The sequence below is a fragment of the Blautia sp. AF19-13LB genome, assembly GCF_003479105.1.
In the GTDB taxonomy this organism is placed as follows: Bacteria; Bacillota; Clostridia; order Lachnospirales; family Lachnospiraceae; genus Fusicatenibacter; species Fusicatenibacter saccharivorans.
The window spans coordinates 1-20705 of the sequence record NZ_QUGO01000024.1 but is presented as its reverse complement, the minus strand read 5'-3'; the positions used below and the strand labels follow the sequence as shown (position 1 = coordinate 20705).

Genomic DNA, 20705 nt, shown 5'->3' with positions numbered 1-20705 from the left:
GGCTACGAATGGCTATTGAGAAGGTAATCATTCAAAATTTTAAGAAGTTTAAAAATCCGTTTGAAGTAAAATTTAATGAAAATATCAATCTTCTGGTTGGTGATAATGAATCTGGAAAATCTACTATTCTTGAAGCCATTCATGTGGCTTTAACGGGTATGTATGCTGGTCGAAATATTAGAAATCAGCTATCAACATATTTATTTAATAGAGAAGCAGTTGAGGAATACCTGGCATCAGTGGAAAATGGACAGCCGATTGCACCTCCAGAAATAATGATTGAGTTATATTTCAAAAGTGGAACATTGCCTGAATATGAAGGAAATGGTAATTCCGAAAAAAGTGATGGTATAGAGGGAATCAGATTCACAATTAGTTTTTCTGATAAATTTAATTCAGAATATGAAAGTTTGCTGAAAACAGAAAAAATTATAAGTTTGCCTATTGAATTTTATGAAGCTAAATGGTTTTCTTTTAGCCGAGATGAAAAAATGCCCAGATTCATACCAATAAAGTCTGTAATGATTGATTCGTCAAATTACAGATACCAAAATGGGTCTGATGTATATATTTCCAGAGTAGTAAAGGATTTCCTTGAACCAGAGGACATAACAGCAATAACACAAGCCCATAGAAATATGATAGATGAGTTTGCACAAAATGAAGCAATTCAGTCAATCAATGAGAAAATTAGTGCAGCGTCTACTGTTATGAATGGAAAATTATCATTGAGTGCCGATCAGGGAGTTCAAAATTCTTGGGAGTCAAGTTTGGTTACGCAGGTGGATGGAATCCCGTTTGCTCATGCTGGAAAAGGTGCACAATGTATCATAAAAACACAATTAGCTTTAAGTCATAAACAGGCAGAAAAAGCAAGTATTATTTTGATTGAAGAACCTGAAAGTCATTTGTCTTTTTCCCGATTAAGCGAACTAATGGGAGTTATTGAAAAGGCTGCATCTGGTAGACAAATTATAGCATCAACGCATAGTAGCTTTGTCGCTAATAAACTCGGACTGGAAAATTTAATTTTGCTTTCAGGCGATAATTGTTGCTCGATGCAATCGCTCAAAAAGGAAACTTTTGAATTTTTCAAAAAAGTGGCAGGTTATGATACACTGCGATTGATTCTTTGTAAAAAATCAATCTTAGTAGAGGGCGATTCAGATGAGCTGGTTGTTCAGCGGGCATATATGGATACTCATGAGGGGCGGCTTCCTATCCAAGATGGAATAGATGTAATGACCGTAGGTGGGGTGACATTTAAGCGGTATCTTGAAATTGCACAGACACTAAACAAAGAAACAGCTGTTGTTACGGATAATGATGGAAATATTGAAGCTGTTAAGAAAAAGTACAAAGAATATGAAGAAATACAATGTATTCATATATGTGTTGATGAGGTAGTGGATACAGGTGATTTGAAACTGTCAGATAAGGATTTTAATTATAATACCTTAGAGCCGAAAATATTAAAAGAAAATGGACGAGAAGCAATGAACAATATTTTTGGAACTAACTACGATACGGATGATGAGATGCACAAATATATGCACGCTCATAAGACGGATTGTGCCATAGCAATTTTTGAATCGGCTACGAAAATTAAATATCCTGAGTATATAATGAGGGCGATAAAAAATGAGTAGTCTAATTATTGCGGCGGCAGGGGCAGGAAAAACAACATTTCTTGTAAAAAAGGCATTGGAGATTTCTGAAAATGTTTTGATAACAACTTATACCGATGCTAATGAACAAAGCATTAGAGACAAATTTTACGAAATAAATGGTTGTATTCCATCTAATGTAACTATTATGCCGTGGTTTTTGCTGCTAATCAAGCATGGTATACGACCTTACCAAAGCTATCTTATAAATAATAGGGTATCCGGTGTGTTATTAGTGAATAAGGCAGATAAAAATTTGTTGAGACTAAAGGATACAAATGAGAAAAAATATGTCACGGCTTCCGGTAATGTATATTCAAATATGATTTCAAAATTGCCCTGTGTTTTGGACGAATTATCGAATGGATGTGTATTTCGCAGAATACGAAAAATTTTTTCTTATGTTTTTGTAGATGAAATACAAGATTTTGTTGGATATGATTTAGAAGTTATAAAAAAGTTGCATGAGGTTGGTTGCAACATGACTTTAGTAGGAGATCCTCGTCAGACGACGTATCGAACTCATTATGAAGCAAAATATAAAAAATATGCAGGTGGGAAAATAGTGATTTTTGTGCAGGATAATATTGCCGGAATGAATATTGATACCACAACATTATCGACATCTCATAGAAATAATCAGATTATATGTGATCTTGCAAATCAGATGTATCCTGATATGAAGCCATGCGATTCTGCCATGAATGAAAAAACGGGACATGATGGAATATTTTGGGTTCACGAGAATGATATTGATAAATATGTAGATATATATAATCCTGTTCAGTTGCGGTATGATAAAAGAACCAAGGTAAATCCCATCCCAAAAACGATGAATTTTGGATTGTCCAAGGGACTTACTTTTAATAGAGTCTTGATATACCCGACGAAACCAATGCTGGATTGGTTGTCAGGAAAGTCCAAAGACATGAAGGATGAAAGTCTTTCTAAGTTTTATGTTGCAGTGACGAGAGCACGGTATAGTGTGGCTTTTGTATACAAGACAAAACGACTTCCAACTAACGATATTGGAACAAGGTGGACACCTGATGTATTGGAATAAATAATAGATTGCACGACAAGAAGTAATTTAGTTGTTATAAGTAATAATACTGTGTATTGGGCATAATCTAAGTTTCACTTATGTAGGTGTCTGAGGAAAATTTAATAGGAAAAACATGAAAAAAGCACTGAAAACCGTTTGTCGGGAGATCCATGTAGGTGGACAGCTTGTATATTATGAAGGTGAAGAAGGATATTGTTTCCATGATTCAGAAACCAAAACGGATGCAGGAATCAGAGACATTCCTATGACACAGATGGTATATGATGCGTTCCGTAAACAGAGAGAGCTGAACCTGATGCTTGGTTTGCAGAGTAATGTAGAGATTGGTGGACGCAGTGGATTCATCTTCAATACAAAGTATGGACGTCCGATTATGCCAGCGGGAGTGAACAGCTTTCTGAAAAACATTGTTAATGCCTATAATAAGAAAGAAAGCAAACTGGCAGAAGGAGAGAAGCGAGAGCCGGAGCTGATGCCTCCTATTTCATCGCATACCCTTCGTCATACGGGATGTACCAGACTGGGTGAGAATAATGTCAATCCCAAAGTTATGCAGTATGTGATGGGGTGCTGGATGTCCGGGGGACATCCGTTTAGCACCGACCGTAGCGGAGCGAAGAACATTCAGATGCACAGATCACAATGAATGTCTACAATCATATTGCAGAGAAGTCTCATGTGGAGAACGAGATGTCTAAAATGAATCTGCCAGAAACCGTACCTGCTGTGGTATAAACCAGAAGTCGTTGTCGTAAAATGTGGTAAGAAAATCAGACGAATATATTTTTCCAAGAATTTGTGGTCAAAATGTGGTCAAATCAAGAAAATCGAGTGCGAAAGTAAGTGAAAAATCCCTGTGAAGCCCGTAAAATCAAGGCTTCACAAAATCTTCACAAAATAATTAGCACTCACCTCTTGACAGTGCTAATAATAAGTGTTATATTACAGCTAGAACAAAGGAAGAGGGATACAAAGAGAGGAAAAGAAGAAAACCTCCGGTATCCGGAAGCCTTTCCGTTCCAAAGAAACAGGTAAACAAAAAGATCCGGTGAAAAGAAAAACCGGAGAAAAAGCATGGATCAGGTTCCATGAGAAGAATAAGAAGGAGCGATGACTTATGTTAATGCCTAGTATTTTTGGAGAAAATTTATTTGATGACTTTTTCAACGATTTTCCGTTCTATGATTATGACAAAGAGATGAAGAATACAGAAAAGAAACTGTATGGCCGCAAAGCCAGCCATGTGATGAAAACAGATATCCGCGAGCTGGACAATGGCTACGAGGTAGTGGTTGACCTTCCGGGATTCACAAAAGATGAAGTTCAGGCCACACTGGAAAATGGTTATCTGACCATCAGTGCCGAGAAAGGTCTCGACAAAGACGAGAAAGAAAAAGAGAGCGGCCGTTACATCCGCAAAGAGCGTTACGCAGGTGCATGCAGCAGAAGCTTCTATGTAGGTGAGGATATTACCGAAGAGGACATCAAGGCTGAATTTAAACACGGTCTGCTGAAACTCTTCGTACCGAAGAAGGAAGCAAAACCGGCTGTGGAGCAGAAAAAGACAATCTCCATTGAAGGATAAAAGAAAAAAAGCAAAAGCGTTTGCCGCCCGGGAATGTTAAAATTCCCGGGCGGCAAAATTTTTATCTTTTCCGGTACATCCCGAGGGAAAGAATCCGGAATATGCGGGCGGATATACGTGATTTTCAGATTCGGAAAATAAATTGTATACAATAATGTACTTGCTATTTGGGAACAGGTCGGATACAATAGGCGTGACAATTACAAAATGAGAGAACTCGTATCAAAAGGAGAAATCATGAAGAAAAGAAGAAGCGTACTTGCGCTGCTTTTAGTTGCAGCTCTTACTGTTGTACTTGGCGGATGCCAGGATGGCAAGGATGGGAAAGCAGATTCTTCCGATACCACAAGTTCTCAGGTATCAATGGAATCAACCCCGACAGGGGAACCTGTTATGGGAGGTTCCATCACGGTAGGAATTCCTCAGGACATTGAGGATAGTCTTGACCCACACAAATCTGTTGCGGCAGGAACGAAAGAAATCCTATTCAATATTTATGAGGGCCTTGTAAAGCCCGATGAAGAAGGAAATCTGAACGATGCGGTGGCAGAGAGCCATTCGATCTCGGAGGATGGAAAGGTTTATACCTTCAAGCTCCGGAATGGTGTCAAGTTCCACGATGGAACGACCGTCACTGCAGAGGATGTAAAATATTCAATCGAACGCTGTGCGGGTATCAACGGAGACGGAACGCCTCTGGTAGAGGCATTTTCCAATGTAGACAAGGTTGAAATTCCGGACGAGAGCACGATCGACATCTATTTAAAAGAGCCAGACACCGAGTTTCTTGCCTATCTGACGGTGGCGATTGTACCTGAGCATGTGGAAGATCTGGAAGCAGATCCGGTCGGAACAGGCCCGTTCCACTATGTATCACGGTCCCCGCAGGAAAACATTGTCCTTGAAAAATTCAGCGATTACTGGGATACGGAAAATCAGGCGTATCTGGACAAGGTAACATTTCGAATTGTCAAGGACAGCAATGCAGTCGTAACAAACCTAAAATCCGGAACACTGGACATGTATGCACGTCTTAGTTCCACACAGACAGCGCAGCTTGCCGAAGATTCCGATTTTACGATTTATGACGGCGGTATGAACCTGGTACAGGCGCTGTATCTGAACAATGCCGTGGAACCGCTCAACAATGTGAAGGTGCGCCAGGCGCTCTGCTATGCGGCAAACCGTCAGGAAGTGCTGGATATGATTGCGGACGGAAAAGGAACGATCATCGGAAGCAGCATGTTCCCGGCATTTGGAAAATATTATGTGCCGGAACTGTCAGAGCGATATAATCAGGATATTGAGAAGGCAAAAGAACTGTTAAAAGAAGCCGGATACCCAGATGGATTTGAGCTTACGATTACAGTGCCGAACAATTATCAGCAGCATATCGATACAGCCCAGGTTCTTGTAGAGCAGCTTAAAGCGATCGGTGTTACTGCCAAAATTCAGCAGGTCGAGTGGGACAGCTGGCTGTCGGATGTATATGCAGACCGGAAGTTCCAGTCCACGGTTGTCGGCGTTGACGCGGCATATCTGAGCGGACGCGCGTTGCTGGAACGGTTTACCTCAACATCATCCAAGAACTTTATCAACTACAGCAACGAAGAGTATGATAAACTGTATCAGCAGGTTAAGACCAGCACGGATGAAGAGGAGCAGGTTGAGCTTTACAAAAAAATGGAAACACTGCTCTGTGACGATGCGGCAAACCTGTATATCGAGGATATGGCATGCGAGGTTGCACTTCGGAGCGATTTTGCGGGCTACCAGTTCTATCCGCTGTATGTACAGGATATGGCGAAAATTTATAAAGTAAAATAAAAATCAAATTATAGGGGACTCGAAAGGCAGAGGGAAAAGAAAAACTCTCATTCAATTGTCAAATGCTGCCGGAAGAGTCCCCTGTAATTATTAGTAGAAATCCCGAAAATATGTTAGGCTTGACTTTTTTTCCGACACTGCCTACTATAGAAAAAGACAGAGAAAACGTAAGGGCTCCGCGGCAATGCAGGAGGCCTTTTTTTAAAAGAAGGGGGAACCATGACAGATTTTCTGGTAAGACGTTTTGTAAAAGATTATGAGAAAACCGACAACGCGGATGTGCGCACGAGCTACGGCATTTTGTCAAGCATCGTGGGAATCTGCTGCAACATTCTGCTGTTTACGGCAAAGCTGCTGATCGGTGCCGGAATGAACTCTCTGGCGATTATGGCGGATGCGTTCAACAACCTCTCGGACGCGGCATCGTCTGTGATCAGCTTCGTCGGTGTGAAGATGGCAAACAAACCGGCCGACAAAGAGCATCCGTTCGGGCATGGGCGGATCGAGTATATTGCAGCGCTGATCGTTTCGTTTCTGGTTATTGAAGTCGGCTTTACGTTTTTAAAGAGCTCTCTGGAGAAAATCCGCAATCCGGAAGAGATCACATTTCAGATGGTTCCGTTTTTGATTCTGGTGCTCTCGGTTGGTGTAAAGCTGTGGATGGCGCTTTTCAACCGAAAACTGGGAAACCGCATTCAGTCGAAGGTGATGCTGGCAACGTCGGCGGATTCCATGGGTGACGTGATCACGACGAGCGCAACGATCGCTTCTACATTGATCTGCCATTTCCTTTCGGTTAATATCGACGCAATCGCAGGACTTGTTGTGGCGGTACTCGTTATGTGGTCCGGTATTTCCATTGTAAAAGATACATTGGAACCGCTGATCGGGCAGGGCGCGGATCCGGATCTGTATGCACGGATCATGAAAGAGGTTGCTTCCTATGAAGGAATTGTAGGAACCCATGATCTGATTGTCCACAACTACGGGCCTGGCAGAAGTATGGCATCGATCCATGCGGAGGTGCCGCGAGATGTCGATATCGAGGTATCGCATGATATTATCGATCGCATTGAACATGAGGTCGGTGAAAAATTGGGGATTCTGCTGGTCATCCACATGGATCCGGTGGAGATCCACGATGCGACGGTTCTTGCGACAAAGGAGAAGGTAAGAAACGTAATTTCCATTCTCGATCCGGAGCTTTCCTTCCACGATTTCCGTATGATCAACGGGGCGGAGAAAAAGAAGCTGATTTTTGATCTTGAAATCCCGTATTCTTATAAGAAGAAAGACTGTGATCGCGTGATCGGGCAGATCGGGGCGCTGATGAAGGAAATGGATGAGAAGTATGAATGTGTCGTCAACATCGACAAAAAATACGTGGCGGGAGAGTGACAACGGCCGGGTTGAGCCGTCAAATCCCTTCCAAAATGTTCCAAAAGTCAGTTTTTTGAAAAAAATAAAAAAATTTCAAAAAAGGTGTTGACTTTTCTCTTGCGATAGTGTATTATACATTTTGTCGCAAGGCAATGGGCTATCGCCAAACGGTAAGGCAACGGACTCTGACTCCGTCAGTTCCTGGTTCGAATCCAGGTAGCCCAGCTCATTGAAAGGTCTCAGGTCTCGTACCTGAGGCCTTTTTCGATGCTCAAAAACAAATACAGCAGGAGGAACGAAACGATGAAGTATTCCTTTACGAGCAGAATCCGCTACAGCGAAATCGGTGAGGACGGAAATCTCACTCTGCCGGGGCTGATCAATTACTTTCAGGACTGCAGTACCTTCCAGTCGGAAGCGATCGGCGAGGGCGTTGCGGAGCTCAAAAAACGAGGCTGCGCCTGGGTGCTGTCCGCGTGGCAGATTCATGTGCGCCGCTATCCATCCCTCGGTGAAGCGGTAAAAATCACTACATGGGCGAGCGGCTTCAAAGGATTTCTTGGCATGCGTAACTTCACGATGGAAACAGAAGACGGCGAAATGCTCGCCTGTGCCAACTCCATCTGGTCTTACGTCAATATGGAAACGGGTCATCCCGTCCGTGCACCGAAAGAGACGACAGACGCCTATGGCATTGACGATCCGATCGACGAGGATTTCGGCGAGCGCAAAGTGAAAATGCCGGAAGCAGATTTCATCGGCGAACCGTTCCCGGTGCGGCCGCACAACCTCGATACGAACCACCACGTCAACAACGCACAGTTCATTTCCCTTGCCGGTGAATGCCTTCCGAAGAACTTCACCGTGCGCCGGATGCGCGCCGAATACAAACAGCAGGCGCACCTCGGCGATGTCCTGCATCCGTTGCGCGCTGAGACGGAAAACGGCTGTTTTATCTCGCTGAACGATGAAAAAGGACAGCCATACGTAGTTGTGGAATTTCAATGATTGTGGTACAATCGGAAAGAATAAGATACGAACGTAATAAACACAATGAGGAAAGGGGAATTTGCCATGAGAGCGCAGAACCTTACACTGTTAACCGATTTATATGAACTTACCATGATGCAGGGCTACTACGAGAACCCGTCCGATCAGATCGTGGTATTTGATGCATTTTACAGAAAGAATCCATGTGGCGGCGCATACGCCGTATGTGCAGGACTTGAGCAGGTAATCGAGTATGTCCGCGATCTTCACTTTTCACCGGATGACATCGACTATCTCCGTTCCCTCCATATTTTCAACGATGATTTCCTGGAGTATTTAAGAGGCTTCCATTTCACCGGAGATATCTATGCGATCCCGGAAGGAACCGTCGTATTCCCAAGAGAGCCGCTCTTAAAAGTTGTCGCTCCGATCATGGAGGCACAGCTTGTAGAGACCGCGATTCTGAACATGATCAACCATCAGAGCCTGATCGCGACGAAAGCATCCCGCGTTGTTTACGCGGCAAAGGGCGACGGCATCATGGAGTTTGGACTCCGCCGTGCGCAGGGACCGGATGCCGGCATTTACGGCGCGCGTGCTGCCATGATCGGCGGCTGCATCGGAACCTCCAATGTCCTGACAGGACAGATGTTTGATGTTCCGGTCAAGGGAACCCACGCACACAGCTGGATCATGAGTTTCCCTGATGAATACACCGCATTTAAAACGTATGCGAAACTGTATCCGGAAGCATGCATTCTTCTTGTAGATACGTACGATGTTCTCGAATCTGGCGTTCCGAACGCCATCCGCGTTTTCAAAGAGATGAGAGAGGCAGGCCTGCCGATGAAAGGCTACGGCATCCGTATCGACAGTGGTGACCTTGCTTATCTGTCAAAGAAAGCATATCAGATGCTTGAGGCAGAGGGCTTCGGCGATGCCATTATTTCCGCATCCAGCGATCTCGACGAGTACCTGATCGACAGCCTCAAAACCCAGGGCGCGAAGATTAATTCCTGGGGTGTCGGCACAAATCTGATTACCTCCGGTGACTGGCCGGCATTCGGCGGCGTTTACAAGCTGGCGGCTGCAAAGGATAAAGAGGATGCAGAATTTACACCAAAGATCAAGCTGTCCGAGAACTCTGAGAAAGTAACAAATCCGGGTAACAAGACCATTTTCCGTATTTATGATAAAGAAAGCGGAAAGATCCGTGCAGATCTGATCTGCCTCGCAGACGAGACCTTCGACGAGAGCAAAGATATGATCATCTTCGACCCGATCGAGACCTGGAAAAAGACGAAGATCAAAGGCGGAACCTACACCTTACGCGAGCTCCTCGTTCCGATTTTCCAGAAGGGCGCATGCGTCTACACTTCTCCATCCGTCATGGAGATCCGCGACATCTGCACCAGAGAGAAAGATACCCTCTGGGAGGAGTCAAAACGTCTGGTCAATCCGCATGAGGTTTATGTGGATCTGTCTGACAAGCTGTACCACATCAAGAGCGACCTGCTCGAGGAGATGAGCATGAAGGCTCTCGGCGAGCAGTAAGAAAGGAAGTCAAATGTTAAATATAGGAAGAAAGCAAAAGCTGGTAGTAGTAAAGAAAGTAGAATTCGGTATTTATCTTGGGGAGACCCGGGAAGCAGGCGAGAAGGAACGTGTTCTTCTGCCGATCAAACAGGTGCCGGAAGGAACAAAAGAGGGAGATGAGCTGGAAGTATTTCTGTACCGCGATTCCAGCGACCGTCTGATTGCGACAACCAGAGAGCCGAAGCTGGTGCTTGGAGAGCTGGCTGTCTTAAACGTAGCTGCTACCGGAAAGATCGGAGCATTTCTGGACTGGGGTCTGGAAAAAGATCTGTTTCTTCCGTTTAAACAGCAGACCCGCCGCCTCCATCCAGGTGATGAGGTTCTGGTTTCCCTCTACATCGACAAGAGCGACCGTCTCTGCGCAACGATGAAGGTTTACCATTTCCTGAAAACCAATTCTCCGTACGTCGTAGGCGATATCGTAAAGGGAAGAATCTACGAGATCAGCGGAAACTTCGGCGTTTTCGTTGCTGTTGATGACCGCTACTCCGGCCTGATTCCAAAGAGAGAAGCACAGGCAGACTATCATGTCGGCCAGGAACTTGAGTGCCGCGTTACAGAAGTCAAAGAGGACGGAAAACTCTCCCTGTCCGCACGCGGAAAAGCGTACGAGCAGATCGCAATCGATGCAGAGAGCGTTCTTTCTGTGATCGAGGAATTTGCAGGTGTCCTTCCATTTGATGACAAAGCATCACCGGAAGTGATTCAGAGAGAATTCGGCCTCAGCAAAGCAGCATTTAAGCGTGCGGTCGGCCATCTGATGAAAGAAAAACAGGTTGTCATCCGCGACGGTAAAATCTGGACGGCAGAAAAAGCAAAATAAGAAAAAATCGGGCACTGGACAGGAAGCACATCCTCTCCGGTGTCCGTTTTTTTTGTGTCAGACAGCAGATAAAATTTTGAAATTTTTTCTGCGCCCGGTTTGCGGTTGCGCGAAGAGAGGATTGCGCTTATAATATGATCTATATGACAAAAAATGACACAGGATCTGATGGAGAGCGATGAAGAAAAAGAAAAGTAAGAAAAAAACATCTTTTATTTCCAAAACCGCAATGACGGTTTTGACGATCATTCTGATTATTCTGTTTTTCTGCATTATGTCGATGGTCGAGAAAATACAGGGAACGGCCCGCGTTGTCAACTATGCCGGTCTGGTGCGCGGAAAAACGCAGCGGATTATCAAGCTGGAGGATGCGGGAGAACCGCAGGATACGATGATTGCAGACATCAACGCTTATATCGACGGTCTGCAGAACGGAAGCAGCGAGCTGGATCTGGTGCGCCTGGATGACCGGGATTTTCAGGATAAGATGACTGAGCTGGCATCGTATTTTGAAGAGCTGAAGGCAGAGATTCTTCTGGTGCGTGAAAAAGGATATGAGAATACCGCGATTATCGAAAAGAGTGAGACCTTTTTCAAAATCTGTGACGAGGCGACGGGCCTTGCGGAAGCGTATTCGCAGAGAATGGCGTCTTCGCTGAAGAAGCTGGAGCAGGTGGTAGTAGGAGATATCATCGGTCTGGTGTTTGTCATCGGCATGGAGCTGATCAAGGCCGTCCGCTATGCGGCGATGAACCGTATTCTGCAGAAGAAAGTCTATCTCGATGAGGCGACGGGCCTGCCAAATAAAAATAAATGCGAAGAGATTCTGGAGGAAAGCGACGGAGGAGAAGAAATTTCCGGCGTGTATGCGGTCTGCGTGTTTGACCTCAACAATCTGCGTACGATCAACAACAGTCTGGGTCACGATAAGGGAGACGAATATATCCGTTCCTTTGCCGTTCAGCTTCGAAAAGCAGTCCCGGAGGAGTATTTCGTCGGAAGAAACGGCGGAGATGAGTTTCTTGCCATTCTGCGCGGACTGAACCGCGAAGAAGTGGAAGCGTGCATGAATCACATCCGCACGCAGACGGCAGAATATTCCCGCCAGCACCCGGAGATGCCGATCAGCTACGCCGGAGGCTATGCACTGTCCACGGAATTTGAAGACTGTGATATCCGGGAACTGTTCCGCCATGCGGACCAGAACATGTATATCGACAAAAACCGCGCGAAGATGGAAGAAGCCGCCGCAGAGCGGAAGATCAGCCTGGAAGCGCTGGACGTCGTAAAGAAAAAGGGATACCATTTTTCCAACTGTATTTACTGCAATGCAAGACAGGACCAGTACCGGATTCTGCGTGCTGTTTCGGGCTTTTTCCTTGCCGAGGACGGCAGCTATACCGGTGCGGCCGAGCATATTGTGCAGGGCATCACGGATGAGGAAAAGAGAAAGGAAATGCGTAGAATGCTGGATCTTACCCATCTGAAGGAGTGCTATCAGAAGGGAGAAGAGAGCGTAGAAATTCTGTACGAGTATCAGGAGGGCAGCGAAGGGGAAGCGCTCTGCCGGGGAAAAGTCACCATTCTGTTCTACGACGCGGCCGAGGATGGCGGACTGCACCATTTTCTGATGGGCTTTGAGCGGTTCCGCTCCAATGGGGAAGCTGCTCGGAATGAAAAAGAACAGCTCGACCAATACTATGAACAGATGAAACAGTCGATCATTGAAAACAGCCACTACGCCGAGGCACTTCTCGAGACGGCCGAGGCCGTGTTCGCCGTTGATCTGACGAATGATTCGCTGGAGCAGATTTTTTACCACAGCGGGCAGAAGAAATTTGACCTCAATATAGATCTGCCGTGTTCCTACGAGAAATACTGCGGGGAATGCAGTGCGTTTGTCGCGGAGGAGACATTGGAATCATACCGCATTGTGGATTCCTCGAAGAAACTGCTGCAGCGCTTTGAAAACGGAGATAAGCAGGTAGTCGTGGAGTATCAGGAAACAGATGAGTCCGGCAGAAGAATATGGTTGCAGAAGACGGTTCTTATGTCACAGGATACCGTCTACGACCGAAAGACAAAGCGGGAGAGCGTTGTGGTGCACGGCATGATCCTTTTCCGTGATACGTCAGAGTTCCACAGCCGGGAAGAGAGGGAGAAGATACAGCTTCAGGATGCCTTTAGAGCTGCAGATAGTGCAAGTCGTGCAAAAACAGAATTTATGAACCGCATGAGCCACGATGTGCGCACGCCGATCAATGGCATTATGGGCATGCTGGATATCATCCGCAAAAACCGGCAGGATGAGGCAAAAGTGGACGACTGCCTCGATAAAATCAATCTTTCCGCAAGCCATCTGCTGGCACTCGTCAACGATGTGCTCGATATGAATAAGCTGGAGTCCGGAAAAGAGACGATCGAGAGCGTTTCTTTTGACCTGACGCATCTGATGGATGATGTGTCATCCCTTGTCAATGCGCAGATTACGGAGATGGGCATTACCCACCGTACGCACCGCGGTGAGCTGACGCACACGAGACTGATCGGCAGTCCGCTGCGCCTGCGGCAGATTATGCTGAATCTCTTCAGCAATGCAATCAAGTACAACAAGCCGGGCGGAACGATCGATACGTATGCGGGCGAAGTCTCCTGCGACGGAACCCGGGTCGTCTACGAGTTCCGCATCACGGACAGCGGCATCGGAATGAGCAGCGAATTTATCGAAAAAGAGCTGTTCCATCCGTTCACACAGGAGAAGTCCGGTGCGAGAACGCAGTACAAGGGAACGGGCCTTGGCATGTCGATCGTCAAAGAACTGATCGAAAAAATGCAGGGCACGATCGAGGTAACGAGCCAGCAGGGCGTCGGAACGACGTATGTATTCCGGCTTCCGTTTTACATTGACTGCGAGGGACAGCGGATTCAGGAAGTAAAGACACGGATCGCAGGAAAAGAGCTTGTCCGCTTCCACGTTCTGCTTGTCGAGGATAATGAGATCAACATGGAAATCGCCGAGTTTTACCTGACCGATCACGGTGCGACGGTGGAAGAGGCATGGAACGGCCGCGAGGCGGTCGAAAAGTATGCGGCGAATCCGCAGAAATTTGATGTGATTTTAATGGATCTGATGATGCCTGTGATGGGCGGCCTTGAGGCGGCGCGGCAGATCCGCGCCATGGAGCTTCTGGAAGCAAAACAAGTCCCGATCATCCCGATGACGGCGCAGTCTTCCGAAGAGAGCAAAGAGGGATGCCGCGCAGCGGGCATGAACAGCCATCTGACCAAGCCGATCGAGCCGGACAGCCTGGTGCAGACGATCTTGGAGACAGCGGAACATGCCTTTGGAAAATAGAGGAGAAAACGATGAGTTTTACGCATTTACATGTACATACCGAATACAGCCTTCTGGACGGATCGAACAAGATCAAAGAGTACGTTGCCAGAGTCAAGGAGCTTGGCATGAACAGCGCCGCGATCACCGATCACGGCGTCATGTTCGGCTGTATTGATTTTTATAAAGAAGCCCGCGCGCAGGGCATCAAGCCGATCCTCGGCTGTGAGGTTTACGTGGCGCCGGGTTCCCGTTTCGACCGCGAAACCAGCCGCGGAGAGGACCGGTACTACCATCTGGTTCTGCTGGCGGAAAATAATACGGGCTATTCCAATCTGATGAAGATTGTTTCGGCGGGCTTTATCGATGGATTTTACTATAAGCCGCGTGTCGACATGGAGATTCTGGAAAAGTATCACGAGGGCATTATCGCGCTTTCCGCCTGCCTTGCAGGTGAGGTGGCGCGTGCGATGGTGCGGAACCAGTACGAGATGGGAAAAGAGGCCGCACTGCGGTATGAGAAGATTTTCGGAAAAGGCAATTTCTTCCTGGAATTGCAGGATCACGGCATCTCGGAGCAGCGGATGGTCAATCAGCAGCTGATGCGCCTCTCGGCAGAAACCGGCATCGAGCTGGTGGCGACGAATGATATTCACTACACGTACGCAGAAGATGCGGATTCCCACGATATTCTTCTGTGCCTGCAGACCGGAAAGAAGATCACGGATGAGGACCGCATGCGCTACGAGGGCGGCCAGTATTTCGTGAAATCCGAGGCGGAGATGGCATCGCTCTTCCCGTATGCACCGCAGGCAATCGAAAATACACAGAAAATTGCAGACCGGTGTAATGTGGAGATCGAATTTGGTGTCACAAAACTTCCGAAATTCGATGTGCCGGAAGGATACACTTCCTGGGAATACTTAAATAAGCTCTGCTACGACGGCCTCGAGGAACGGTATTACCCGGCGACGGATGAACTGAAAGCGCGGCTGAAATACGAGCTTGATACGATCAAAACGATGGGTTACGTCGATTACTTCCTGATCGTGTGGGATTTCATCAAATTTGCGCGCGACCACGACATCATGGTCGGACCGGGACGAGGATCGGCGGCCGGAAGTATTGTTTCCTACACCCTTGGCATCACACAGCTGGATCCGATGCGGTACCAGCTCCTGTTCGAGCGTTTCCTGAACCCGGAACGAGTTACCATGCCTGATATCGACGTGGATTTCTGTTTCGAACGCCGCCCGGAGGTCATCGACTATGTAACGAGAAAATACGGCAAGGACCGCGTTGTACAGATCGTCACATTCGGTACACTGGCGGCGCGCGGTGTCATCCGCGATGTCGGCCGTGTGCTGGATATGCCGTATGCACAGGTCGATTCGATTGCGAAGATGATTCCGAATGAACTGAATATCACGATCGACAAGGCACTGCAGATGAACCACGAGCTGCGGGAGCTGTATCAGGGCAATGAAGAGGTTGCACATCTGATCGACATGTCACGGAGACTTGAAGGTCTGCCGCGCCACACGTCGATGCACGCCGCCGGTGTTGTCATCGGCTCGCGTCCGCTGGTGGAATTTGTGCCGCTCTCGCGAGGAAGCGACGGAACGATCGTCACGCAGTTCACGATGACGACGCTCGAGGAACTGGGACTTCTGAAAATGGACTTCTTAGGACTTCGGACCCTGACCGTCATTCAGAATGCGACAAAGCTCGCAGAGCGTTACAGCAATAAGAAAATTGATCTGCTTCACATCGATTACAACGATCCGAAAGTGCTCGGTATGATCGGCGCATCGAAAACGGTCGGTGTGTTCCAGCTCGAGAGTGCGGGAATGAAAAACTTCATGAAGGAGTTAAAACCGCAGAGCCTCGAGGATATCATCGCCGGAATTTCCCTGTACCGTCCGGGCCCGATGGATTTTATTCCGCAGTACATCAAAGGAAAAAACAACCCGGAATCCGTTACGTACGATACACCGCTCTTAAAACCGATTCTGGAGCCGACGTACGGCTGTATCGTCTACCAGGAACAGGTTATGCAGATCGTACAGGCACTGGCGGGCTATTCGCTTGGACGGGCCGATCTGGTGCGCCGTGCGATGTCGAAGAAAAAGGCATCTGTCATGGAAAAAGAGCGCCAGAATTTCGTTTATGGAAACGAGGCCGAGGGCGTGCCGGGCTGTATCAAAAACGGCATTGATGAGAAGACAGCGAACAAGATCTACGACGAGATGATCGACTTCGCGAAATACGCCTTCAACAAATCCCATGCGGCGGCGTACGCGTTCGTATCGTACCAGACGGCATGGCTGAAATACTATTACCCGGTTGAGTTCATGGCGGCTCTGATGACCTCCTGCATCGATAACCCGGGAAAAGTCGCAGAGTATATCTTGAGTTCCCGGCAGATGGGCATTTCCATTCTGCCGCCGGACATCAACCGAAGCGAAGGAAAATTCACGGTAGACGGCCAGGCGATCCGCTATGGCATGGCGGCGGTCAAAGGCATCGGAAAGCCGGTCATGGAGGCGATCGTGGAGGAGCGGAGTGCAAACGGACCGTTCCGCTCGTTAAAGGATTTCGCGGAGCGCCTGAGCGGAAAAGAAGTCAACAAGCGGACCGTCGAGAACTTTATCAAGGCGGGCGCATTCGACTGCTTCGGCGTGACGAGAAAGCAGCTCATGTTCGTCTACGCCAATGTGCTCGATGATGTGGCGCGCGAGAAAAAAGATTCGTTAAGCGGCCAGATGAGTCTGTTTGACTTCGTAGATGAGACGACCAAACGGTCGTATGAAACGGTGTACCCGGATGTCGGAGAATACGAAAAGAGTGATCTTTTGGCGCTCGAAAAAGAGGTGCTCGGCATCTACGTCAGCGGTCATCCGCTCGAGGAGCAGGAGGAGTGCTGGCGGAAGAACATTTCCGCGGTAACGACAGACTTCCAGCCGGATGAGGAGACGGGTTTCCCATCCGTCACCGACGGCGCGAAAGAGATTGTCGGCGGCATTATCACGGATAAAAAAATCAAATATACAAAGAATAACAAGACAATGGCATTTCTCACACTCGAGGACCTCGTCGGCAGTATGGAAATCGTCGTATTCCCGCGCGATTACGAGAAAAACGCACCGATGATGCAGACCGATGCGCGTGTCTTCATCCAGGGCCGTGTTTCCGCGGAGGATGATAAGCCGAGCAAGCTGATCTGCGAGAAAATTTTCCCGTTTGCTGGCATCCCGAAAGAGCTCTGGATCCAGTTCCCGGACAAGGAAACGTACGAGAGAGAAGTGGCGGATCTGTACCAGATGCTGCATGAATCCGACGGCAAGGACAGCGTGATTCTCTACATCAAATCGATCAAAGCGATGAAAAAACTGCCGCCGAGCCGCAATGTGCAGGCAGATGCCCGTCTGGTGGCGTCACTTCAGGCAAAATTCGGTACCGGAAACGTGAAAGTTGTAGAAAAGAGTATTGAAAAAAGGGCCTGAATGCTTTAAAATAAAACTGTGTGTGATTAATAAATAAAACTACTCGTTTATTAATGTGTGTGATGAGATGGAGGAATTCATATGGCAACGACTAACAAGGTAAAGACAATCGGAGTGCTTACCAGCGGTGGTGATGCACCAGGTATGAACGCAGCGATCCGTGCAGCCGTAAGAAGAGGTCTGCAGAAGGGCGTTCAGATGAAAGGTATCCTGAAAGGCTACGACGGACTGATGAACGAAGAAATCATCGACATGACAGCCCGCGATGTATCCGACACCATCGAGCGCGGAGGTACCATCCTTTATACCGCCCGCTGCGCAGAGATGCGTACACTGGAAGGCCAGAAACGTGCTGCAGATGTCTGCAGAAAACACGGCATCGACGGACTGGTAGTTATCGGCGGAGACGGATCTTTTGCAGGAGCGCAGAAACTGGCAGCTCTTGGAATTAACACCGTAGGTGTACCGGGAACCATCGACCTGGATATCGCCTGCACAGAATATACCATCGGTTTTGATACCGCGGTAAACACTGCAATGGAAGCCATTGATAAAGTAAGAGATACTTCCACTTCCCATGAGAGATGCTCGATCATCGAGGTTATGGGACGTAATGCCGGATATATCGCTCTTTGGTGCGGTATCGCAAACGGCGCAGAGGATATTCTTCTTCCGGAGAAATACGATTACGATGAGCAGAAGATCATCAACAACATCATCGAGAACCGTAGAAAAGGCAAAAAACATCATATCATCGTAAATGCTGAGGGCATCGGCCATTCCACCAGCATGGCGCGCAGAATCGAAGCTGCAACCGGCATCGAGACCCGTGCAACGATCCTTGGACATATGCAGCGTGGAGGAAGCCCGACATGTAAAGACCGTGTATATGCGTCCATCATGGGTGCTTACGCAGTTGACCTTCTTCTGGAAGGCAAAACAGACCGCGTTGTTGCATACAAGAACGGTGAGTATGTAGATTACGATATCGATGAGGCACTGTCCATGACAAAGACTCTGCCGGAATATCAGTGGGAGATCGCAAGAGCTCTTTCTTATAACTATACGAAATAAAAAAATATCACGAAACAGACTGTTTTTAGCAAGCAGTCTGTTTCATTGGTATAATAGCGGGAATAAAAATGTTTCCGCGGACGGAATAGAGAGACAAAATAAAAAAACAGGAGGAACTTAACAATGGTTACCTGGAACAATCTTGATAAACTGGCTTCTTTTGAGGAGTTGAAAAAAGTGGAGCGTGTCAATCTTGCCGAGGTGATGTCCGGCGAAAACGGAGCAGAGCGCGTAAAATCTTACAGCGTTCCGATGGCAGAAGGACTTGCGTATAACTACGCAGCAAAACAGGTGAATGAGGATGTCCTTGCCGCACTCGTAAAACTGGCAGAAGAGGCACAGCTTTCTGAAAAATTTGAGGAGCTTTACAACGGTGCTGTCATCAACACCGGAGAGAACCGTCTCGTGCTTCATCAGCTGACCCGCGGCCAGCTCGGAAACACCGTTACGGCAGACGGCGTAGACAAACGTGCTTTCTACGTAGAGCAGCAGAACCGCATCGCAGAGTTTGCGAACAAAGTACATGCAGGTGAGATCACCAACGCAGCAGGTGAAAAATTCACCACCGTTGTGCAGATCGGTATCGGCGGAAGCGACCTTGGCCCGCGTGCGATGTATCTGGCTCTGGAAAACTGGGCAAAGAAAAACGGCTGCTTCAAAATGGAAGCAAAATTCATCAGCAACGTTGACCCGGATGACGCAGCAGCTGTTCTGAATTCGATCGACGTAGCACATTCCATCTTCGTTCTGGTATCCAAATCCGGAACCACACTGGAGACTCTGACCAATGAGTCCTTCGTAAAAGACGCTCTGAAAAATGCAGGCCTGGATGCATCCAAGCATATGATCGCCGTTACCAGTGAGACTTCTCCGCTGGCAAAGAGCGACGACTATCTGGCAGCATTCTTCATGGATGACTACATCGGAGGCCGTTATTCTTCCACATCCGCAGTCGGCGGCGCTGTTCTGTCCCTGGCTTTCGGACCGGAAGTATTCGCAGCATTCCTCGAGGGCGCTGCAGCAGAAGATAAACTTTCTGCAAACAAAGACGTATTACAGAACCCGGAGATGCTCGATGCGCTGATCGGTGTTTACGAGAGAAACGTTCTTGGCTATCCAAGCACTGCAGTTCTTCCGTACTCCCAGGCACTGAACCGTTTCCCGGCTCACTTACAGCAGGTAGATATGGAGTCCAACGGTAAATCGGTCAACCGCTTCGGCGAGCCGGTCAATTACCCGACCGGTCCGGTTCTCTTCGGCGAGCCAGGTACCAATGGACAGCATTCCTTCTATCAGCTGCTGCATCAGGGAACTGATATCGTTCCGCTGCAGTTTGTAGGATTCCGCAATAACCAGATGGAGACCGATGTCGACATCCAGGGCAGCACCAGCCAGCAGAAACTCTGCGCAAACGTAGCAGCTCAGATCGTTGCATTTGCCTGCGGTAAAGCAGATGAGAATAAAAACAAAAACTTCGAAGGCGGCCGTCCGTCCAGCATCATTATCGGAGATCAGGTAAATCCGAAGACGCTGGGAGCACTGCTTGCACACTTCGAGAATAAGATCATGTTCCAGGGATTCCTGTGGAACGTAAACAGCTTCGACCAGGAAGGCGTACAGCTTGGTAAAGTCCTTGCAAAACGCGTTCTGGCTCACGAGACAGACGGAGCACTGAAGGTATTCAGTGATCTGCTCAATATCTAAAAGCGTTATTTTCTGATCAGAAAAGGCGTCCTGTGAAAAAAATCTCCCGGAAAAACTCCGGGAGATTTCAGACTATAGACAAAGCCCTGCTTTTGCACAATGTCATTAACTTTAGCAAAGAGCAGAAATCGTAAGCATTTATAAAACTATGAT

Annotated in this window: 13 protein-coding genes and 1 tRNA gene; all 14 read left to right on the top strand. The window is 47.5% G+C overall.

The window, feature by feature from the left end; genetic code table 11:
- Positions 1-8: 8 nt before the first annotated feature.
- The 14 genes from DWX32_RS17180 (at position 9) to DWX32_RS17115 (ending at position 20552) form a co-directional block, all read left to right on the top strand.
- On the top strand, positions 9-1649 hold the full coding sequence (locus DWX32_RS17180) for an ATP-dependent nuclease (RefSeq protein ID WP_055268225.1): 1641 nt from the start codon (positions 9-11) through the stop codon (positions 1647-1649).
- Positions 1642-2730: a UvrD-helicase domain-containing protein gene (locus DWX32_RS17175; RefSeq protein ID WP_055268227.1), complete on the top strand. Its 1089-nt coding sequence runs from the start codon at positions 1642-1644 to the stop codon at positions 2728-2730. The genes DWX32_RS17180 and DWX32_RS17175 overlap by 8 nt, the downstream gene beginning before the upstream one ends.
- Positions 2731-2845: 115 nt before the next feature.
- Complete coding sequence (locus DWX32_RS17170) at positions 2846-3379, top strand: tyrosine-type recombinase/integrase (protein WP_242857239.1); 534 nt, start codon at positions 2846-2848, stop codon at positions 3377-3379.
- Positions 3380-3850: 471 nt separating this feature from the next.
- Positions 3851-4318 (top strand): Hsp20/alpha crystallin family protein, encoded by a 468-nt coding sequence (locus tag DWX32_RS17165; RefSeq protein WP_117510053.1) that lies wholly within the window; start codon positions 3851-3853, stop codon positions 4316-4318.
- 237 nt (positions 4319-4555) lie between these two features.
- The gene (locus DWX32_RS17160) at positions 4556-6145 is read left to right on the top strand and encodes an ABC transporter substrate-binding protein (protein WP_118595773.1); all 1590 of its coding nucleotides are present in this window, start codon (positions 4556-4558) and stop codon (positions 6143-6145) included.
- A gap of 219 nt (positions 6146-6364) precedes the next feature.
- Entirely contained in the window at positions 6365-7543 is a 1179-nt protein-coding gene (locus DWX32_RS17155) for a cation diffusion facilitator family transporter (RefSeq protein WP_117761884.1), read from the top strand.
- Between the two features lie 135 nt (positions 7544-7678).
- Positions 7679-7750, top strand: a tRNA-Gln gene (locus tag DWX32_RS17150).
- A 78-nt stretch (positions 7751-7828) separates the two neighbouring features.
- Positions 7829-8533, top strand: a complete 705-nt coding sequence (locus DWX32_RS17145) for an acyl-[acyl-carrier-protein] thioesterase (protein ID WP_055267769.1) — start codon at positions 7829-7831, stop codon at positions 8531-8533.
- A 66-nt stretch (positions 8534-8599) separates the two neighbouring features.
- Positions 8600-10069: a nicotinate phosphoribosyltransferase gene (locus DWX32_RS17140; RefSeq protein WP_118660716.1), complete on the top strand. Its 1470-nt coding sequence runs from the start codon at positions 8600-8602 to the stop codon at positions 10067-10069.
- Between the two features lie 13 nt (positions 10070-10082).
- Positions 10083-10934, top strand: a complete 852-nt coding sequence (locus DWX32_RS17135; protein WP_022462037.1) for a CvfB family protein — start codon at positions 10083-10085, stop codon at positions 10932-10934.
- A gap of 178 nt (positions 10935-11112) precedes the next feature.
- On the top strand, positions 11113-14289 hold the full coding sequence (locus DWX32_RS17130; RefSeq protein WP_118660714.1) for an ATP-binding protein: 3177 nt from the start codon (positions 11113-11115) through the stop codon (positions 14287-14289).
- A gap of 11 nt (positions 14290-14300) precedes the next feature.
- The gene (locus tag DWX32_RS17125; RefSeq protein WP_117801856.1) at positions 14301-17774 is read left to right on the top strand and encodes a DNA polymerase III subunit alpha; all 3474 of its coding nucleotides are present in this window, start codon (positions 14301-14303) and stop codon (positions 17772-17774) included.
- Between the two features lie 81 nt (positions 17775-17855).
- Complete coding sequence (pfkA, locus tag DWX32_RS17120; protein WP_055226266.1) at positions 17856-18848, top strand: 6-phosphofructokinase; 993 nt, start codon at positions 17856-17858, stop codon at positions 18846-18848.
- Between the two features lie 123 nt (positions 18849-18971).
- Complete coding sequence (locus DWX32_RS17115; protein WP_022462042.1) at positions 18972-20552, top strand: glucose-6-phosphate isomerase; 1581 nt, start codon at positions 18972-18974, stop codon at positions 20550-20552.
- The last annotated feature ends 153 nt before the right edge of the window (positions 20553-20705 follow it).

What these genes read in the sequence shown, in the direction of transcription:
- DWX32_RS17145 (WP_055267769.1), top strand. Translation starts at nt 7,829, where the DNA reads ATGAAGTATTCCTTTACGAGCAGAATCCGCTACAGCGAAATCGGTGAG.
- DWX32_RS17160 (WP_118595773.1), top strand. Translation starts at nt 4,556, where the DNA reads ATGAAGAAAAGAAGAAGCGTACTTGCGCTGCTTTTAGTTGCAGCTCTT.
- DWX32_RS17140 (WP_118660716.1), top strand. Translation starts at nt 8,600, where the DNA reads ATGAGAGCGCAGAACCTTACACTGTTAACCGATTTATATGAACTTACC.
- DWX32_RS17130 (WP_118660714.1), top strand. Translation starts at nt 11,113, where the DNA reads ATGAAGAAAAAGAAAAGTAAGAAAAAAACATCTTTTATTTCCAAAACC.
- DWX32_RS17175 (WP_055268227.1), top strand. Translation starts at nt 1,642, where the DNA reads ATGAGTAGTCTAATTATTGCGGCGGCAGGGGCAGGAAAAACAACATTT.
- DWX32_RS17170 (WP_242857239.1), top strand. Translation starts at nt 2,846, where the DNA reads ATGAAAAAAGCACTGAAAACCGTTTGTCGGGAGATCCATGTAGGTGGA.
- DWX32_RS17155 (WP_117761884.1), top strand. Translation starts at nt 6,365, where the DNA reads ATGACAGATTTTCTGGTAAGACGTTTTGTAAAAGATTATGAGAAAACC.
- DWX32_RS17135 (WP_022462037.1), top strand. Translation starts at nt 10,083, where the DNA reads ATGTTAAATATAGGAAGAAAGCAAAAGCTGGTAGTAGTAAAGAAAGTA.
- DWX32_RS17125 (WP_117801856.1), top strand. Translation starts at nt 14,301, where the DNA reads ATGAGTTTTACGCATTTACATGTACATACCGAATACAGCCTTCTGGAC.
- DWX32_RS17115 (WP_022462042.1), top strand. Translation starts at nt 18,972, where the DNA reads ATGGTTACCTGGAACAATCTTGATAAACTGGCTTCTTTTGAGGAGTTG.
- pfkA (WP_055226266.1), top strand. Translation starts at nt 17,856, where the DNA reads ATGGCAACGACTAACAAGGTAAAGACAATCGGAGTGCTTACCAGCGGT.
- DWX32_RS17165 (WP_117510053.1), top strand. Translation starts at nt 3,851, where the DNA reads ATGTTAATGCCTAGTATTTTTGGAGAAAATTTATTTGATGACTTTTTC.
- DWX32_RS17180 (WP_055268225.1), top strand. Translation starts at nt 9, where the DNA reads ATGGCTATTGAGAAGGTAATCATTCAAAATTTTAAGAAGTTTAAAAAT.